The sequence below is a fragment of the Streptomyces sp. HSW2009 genome, assembly GCF_040240285.1.
Lineage (GTDB): Bacteria > Actinomycetota > Actinomycetes > Streptomycetales > Streptomycetaceae > Streptomyces.
This window is the reverse complement of record NZ_JBEHZD010000531.1, coordinates 1-5,329: the sequence shown is the minus strand read 5'-3', so window position 1 is coordinate 5,329 and position 5,329 is coordinate 1. Positions and strand designations below refer to the sequence as shown.

Annotated in this window: 3 protein-coding genes and 1 pseudogene; 3 read left to right on the top strand and 1 reads right to left on the bottom strand. The window is 77.2% G+C overall.

What is annotated here, in order from left to right:
* Window positions 1–296: pseudogene (locus AAHZ94_RS27955) on the bottom strand (hypothetical protein); the annotation flags it as partial.
* 711 nt (window positions 297–1,007) lie between these two features.
* Between AAHZ94_RS27955 and AAHZ94_RS27950 the strand changes: the two are divergent.
* The 3 genes from AAHZ94_RS27950 to AAHZ94_RS27940 all read left to right on the top strand — a co-directional run.
* Window positions 1,008–3,746 carry an AfsR/SARP family transcriptional regulator gene (locus AAHZ94_RS27950; RefSeq protein WP_349996290.1) on the top strand — a complete coding sequence of 913 codons (2,739 nt, stop codon included), beginning with the start codon at window positions 1,008–1,010 and terminating at the stop codon, window positions 3,744–3,746.
* 430 nt (window positions 3,747–4,176) lie between these two features.
* Window positions 4,177–4,854 carry a DUF4232 domain-containing protein gene (locus AAHZ94_RS27945; RefSeq protein WP_349996288.1) on the top strand — a complete coding sequence of 226 codons (678 nt, stop codon included), beginning with the start codon at window positions 4,177–4,179 and terminating at the stop codon, window positions 4,852–4,854.
* Between the two features lie 215 nt (window positions 4,855–5,069).
* The coding region (locus AAHZ94_RS27940; RefSeq protein ID WP_349996286.1) for a hypothetical protein at window positions 5,070–5,329 on the top strand (260 nt) is incomplete at its 3' end.

The window sequence follows — 5,329 nt, the reverse complement described above, 5'->3', positions numbered from 1 at the left end:
CCGTGGCCGGCGGCGGGGGCCTGGGCGCCGGGGGGGCGGGGGCGGACGAGCGCGTGCCGGCCCGCCGGGGGGGCGGGGGGCCCGCGCCGCGGGCCCGGCACGGTGGCCGCCGGCCGGCCGTCCGCGGCGGGGGCCTGTGCGGTGGGGGACGGCGTGCGGGGTGCGGCGGTGGCGGTCCCCGTCGTGGCCACGGTCGTGGCCACCGTTCCCGCCAGTGCCAGGCCGAGCAGCGTACGGGAGACCAGGCGGCCGGTGCGCGCCGGGCGCACGGGGCGGGAGGGGAGGGAGCGTGCCATGGGGATGCCTCGACTCTGTGCAGGGTTCCGTGGGGAACTGGGTGGGTTGTGCGGATGTGCTGCGCGCGTCGTGCGGAGGCCCGTGGTGGGCCTGGGGCTGTGGTGGGTGGGGCGGGGGCTGACCGTGGGGCGGGAGTGATCCCGTCCGACCGGTGCGTACCGTCCCGCCATTCCCCGCGTCCCCTTCCGTTTCTGCTTCTGCCTGTTTGCTTCTGCTTCCGTTTGCCTGCGCCGCTGCTGCTCGTTCCGAGCTCGCCCGTCGCCGGTCGGTTGCGGCTGCGGAGCCCCGTAGTGCGTGCTCCGTGGGCCGCGCTCGGCGGTCCGTACGGGGTGCGGCGCTTGGCAGGACTCCAGGCTGGCCGCCACAGGTGCGCAGGGCGAGGCCCTGACGGCCCGGAGCTGACCCGGACGCTGCCCCGAGTGGGCCCTCAGGGAAGGCGCCCGGGGAGAGGGCCGGGCGGCGCCGCGGACGGCCGGCCCCGGGGGCGGCGCCGACCCGCGCAGCGGCGGGTTCCGCAGCCGGACGCCGGCCCGGCCGTGTCGGTGTTTGCGCAGGTGACGAGGGGTGACGCGAGAGCGGTCCTGAGGCGCCTGCGGGGGCTGTGGCGGGTGGTCGGCGAGCCCTGAGGAGCGGGCCCCGTGCCCCGTAGGGCGGGCGGGTGCCGGCGTGCCCCTCCGGTAATCTGGCCCTCCCCCCAGGAGGTTGTGCCAGTGGAGTTCCGGCTGCTCGGAGCGGTGTCCCTCGCTACCGGAGCCGGTGAGTTGCCGGTCGGTCCGGCCAAGCGGCGCAGCCTGCTCACGGCCCTGTTGCTGCGGCCCAACCGGCCCGTTCCGGTGGAGCACCTCATGGCCGCCCTGTGGGACGACGAGCCGCCGCTGCGTGCCCGTACGGTCATCCAGGGCCATGTGTCGCGGCTGCGGGCGCTGCTGGCGGAGGCGGACGCCGGGGCGCTGGGTGTGGAATTGGCCACCCAGGGCGCGGCGTACGTGCTGCGGATGCCGGAGCGGCTGCTCGACGCGCACCGGTTCGAGGAGCTGGTGAAGCTGGCCCGCAGCCAGCAGGCGCCGGCGGACGCGGTCGCGCTGTACGAGGAGGCGCTGTCGCTGTGGCAGGGGCCGGCGCTGACCGGCGCCTACCCGAGCGCCCCGGTGCTGGCCGCCGCCGCGGCCCTTGAGGAGCGGCGGCTGGCCTCCGTCGAGCTGCTGGCCGCGGCCTACGGGCAGCTCGGCGAGCATGCGCGGGCCGCCGCCATGCTGCGGGCCGAGGCCGATGCGCATCCGCTGCGCGAGTCGCTGTCGGCGGCGCTGATGACCGCGCTCCAGCGAGCCGGGCGGCGCTCGGAGGCGCTCGACCGGTTCCACCGCACGCGACGGCTGCTGGCCGAGGAACTCGGCGTCGACCCGGGCCCCGAGCTGGCCGACGCGTACGCGGTGGCGCTGCGCGGCGAGGGCGACGAGACGCCCGGGCCCCCGCCGTCCCGGCCGGCCGCGGCCGTCATCGGGGGCCCCGGCGGCCCCGTACCCGCCCCGTTGCCGGGCACGGTGGACCTGCTGCCGCGGATGCCGCGCGGCTTCCACGGGCGCGGGCCCGAGTTGGCCGCGCTGTCCAGGGCGGCGGCCGGCCCGTCGCCGGTCTGTCTGGTCACCGGCCCCGCCGGGGTCGGCAAGACGGCGCTGGTGGTGCAGTGGGCGCACCGCAACCGCACGGCCTTCCCCGACGGCCTGCTCTATACGGACCTGCGCGGTTTCAGCGACACCGGCGAGCCGACCCACCTGGAGGTGCTGCGGGAGTTCCTGTTGGCGCTCGGGGGGGCGCCGCGGCAGGTGCCGGAGTCGGCGTGCGGGGCCTCCGCGCTCTTCCGGTCGCTCGCCGCCGACCGGCAACTCCTGGTCGTCCTCGACAACGCCCGGGACTCCGCACAGGCCAGGGAGTTGCTGCCGGGCGGGGCACGCTGCGTCACGGTGGTCACCAGCCGCAGCCGGCTGCACGCGCTGATCGCCTCGGACGCGGCCCGCCCGGTGCCGGTGGACGTCCTGGAGCCGCAGGACAGTACGGAGCTGCTGGCCGCGGTCCTCGGCACCGACCGGGTCACCGGCGAGATGGCGGGCGCGCGCCGGCTCGCCGCGCTGTGCGGCGGGCTGCCGCTGGCGCTGCGGGTGGCGGCGGCGCGCCTGGCGGACCAGCCGGAGTGGTCGCTGGAGGCGATGAGCGCCGAACTGTCGGACGAGTCGCGCCGGCTGCACCTGCTGGACGTGGAGGACACCGGGGTACGGGCCGCGCTGCGGCTGACCGTGCGCCGGCTGCCGGCCGACGTCGCCCACCACTTCGCGCACCTGGGCCGGCACCCGGGCACCCATGTGGACCGGTATGAGGCGGCGGCGCTGGCCGACACCGACCCGGTGGCGGCCGAGGCGGCCATGGACCAACTCGCCGCCGCCCACCTGGTCATCCGGACCGCGCCCAACCGCTGGACGCTGCACGACCTGGTGCGGCTGTACGCGCGCGGGCTGGCCGCCGGGCCCGACGCGCTGGTGCGGGTGCTCGACCAGGTGGTGGCGACGGTGCTCGCCGCTACGTCCGCGGCCGAGCCTGGCGCCGAACCGTGCTTCACGCTGCCGGCGGACTTCCGGCCGCCGCCGGCGGTGCGCGCCTTCGACGGGGCGGAAGCGGCCCTGGCCTGGTACGCGCTGGAGCGTGAGGACCTGGCCCGGGCGGCCGGTGCGGCGCGGGCCGCCGGGCTGCCGGGGCGGGCCTGGCGGATCGTGCTCGGGATGTGGCCACGGATCGTGTGGCGGGTGCGGGACGGCTGGGTGCCGTCGCTGCACCTGGCGCTTGAGGCGGCGCGGGCCGATGCCGACCTGCGGGCCGAGTCGCGGGTGCTGGCGCTGCTCGGCGGGGTGCTGACCGAGGAGGGCCGGCCGCAGGAGGCGCTGCCGCACCTGGAGGCGGCGCCCGCGCTGGCGCACCGGGCGGGCGACCTGCGGGGCGAGGCCACCGCGCTGGTCAACCTGTCGCTGGTGCAGGCCGCGCTGGGCGGCCTCGCGGAGGCGGAGGCCGGGTGCGTACGGGCGGCCGAGCTCTCCCGCGAGGCGGCCGACCGGCACACCGAGCGGCTGGCCCGCTACCACCTGGCGATGCACCAACTCCAGGGCGAACGCTGGCAGTCGGCCCTGGCGACGGCGGAGGCCGCGCTGGCCGCCGACGGCAGTGCGGAGTACTCGCCGGCCTCCCGGGTCCTGCTGCTGGTCGCCGCCGGCGAGGCGCTGCTCGGCACGGGCGAGCACGCCGCCGGCGTGCGGCGGCTGACGGAGGCGGCCCGCGCGGCGGAGGAGTGCGGCTTCGACGACGGGGCGGTACGGGCGCTCGGCGCGCTGCTGCGGGTGGCCCCCGACGCGGCGGTACGGGCCAGGTACGAGGCGGCCGTGGGGCGGCTGGGGACGGCGGAGTAGCGAGGCGGCGGGGCGCTCCGCGAGGTGGTGCCGCCCGGGTGGGTGGTGCGGTGCGGTGCGGCGGGACGGAAGAGGCCGGGGCGGTGGCCGGGCGGGGTGTTAACGGTCGCCCGTACGCCCCCGTTGCGGCCGGTGCAGGGCGCGGCGGCGGAACGGGAAGATGACCGTCCGGTTCGCCGTCGCACAAGGCGTCACCACCCCTCGCGCGCCCGGCCGTTGGCCTTCACCGACCTCCGCCGACACCCGCCGGGGGAAGATCGATAGGCAGTGGCGGCCGAGCGTCAGTGAGACGACAGTGAGGCGTAAGCGAAGCGGCAGCGGGTACCGGCAGAGTTCTTCTCACCGGCGGAGTTGACCACCGCCGGACATGACACCGGTGGAGTTGACCACCACCGGGCATGACCACCACGACCCAAACAGGGGACCCCCAATGCGCACCTCCCGTACCCGCATCGCCGCCGTCGCCGGAGTCACCACCGCCATGACGCTGGGCCTCGCCGCCTACGCCTTCGCCGACAGCGGCAACGGCGCCCAGACCAGCCGCGGCCCGGCCCCCCGCGCCACCGTCGCCGCCCAGCTCCCGGGTGCCGACCAGGCCCAGGGCAAGGTCCACCAGGTCTCGGTGGCCAGCGCCAAGCAGAAGTCGAAGGCCGTCACCTCGAAGTCGACCACCAAGAGCGTCCGCCAGTGCGCCGGTGACGAGATCTCGTACGACGTGCTGCACCGCTTCCCCAAGCAGCTCGGCGAGCACCTGCTCGTGACGGCCATGAACGCGGACTCCACCCCGTGCTGGGTGACCGGCTCCCCCTCCGTGATGCTCGGTGACACCATCAAGGTGCTGCCGCACTCCAAGAAGGACGCCCCCGGCGGCAAGTCCAAGATCGTCCTGAAGCCGGGCGCCAAGGTCTACTCCGCGGTCAACCTCTTCGCCGACGGCAAGAAGACCCGCACCTCCACCGAGCTCTCGCTCGCGCTCCGCGACCAGACCGGTGACACCGGCCCGGCCGTCGAGCTGAACGCCTTCACCAGCAAGGGCGCCGTCTCCAAGTTCACCTGGTCGGACGCGGACGTGACCAACTGGAACACCGCCAAGCCGTACGACTTCTAATCGGCTTCTCATCGGCCCGGCACGGCAGCCGGTGGTGACGGTACGCATACCCAGACCACCGGCAGCCGCCCCGCCCCCCCGTCCCCTCCCGCCGGCGCCCCCGTGCCGGCCGGACGGGAACCGGGCGGGCGGTGCCGTGCAGGGTGGCGGTGTGCCGGGGTCGGCCAGCGGCGGTGCTGGGTGACCACCGGCACCGGCACACCGTCGAAGGTGGGGTGGGAACCGGGTGGTCGGTTCCCACCCCGCCCCTCTTCCGGGGGGCGGGCCGGGGGGGCGCCCGGGGGGGGGGGGGGGGGGGGCCCCCGGGGGGCCCGCGGCGGGGGGCGGGGGGGGGGGGGGGGGGGGGGGGGGGGGCGGGGGGGGGGGGGGGGGGGGGGGGGGGGGGGGGGGGGGGGGGGGGGGGGGGGGGGGCGGCCGGGGGGGGGGGAGTGATCCCGTCCGACCGGTGCGTACCGTCCCGCCATTCCCCGCGTCC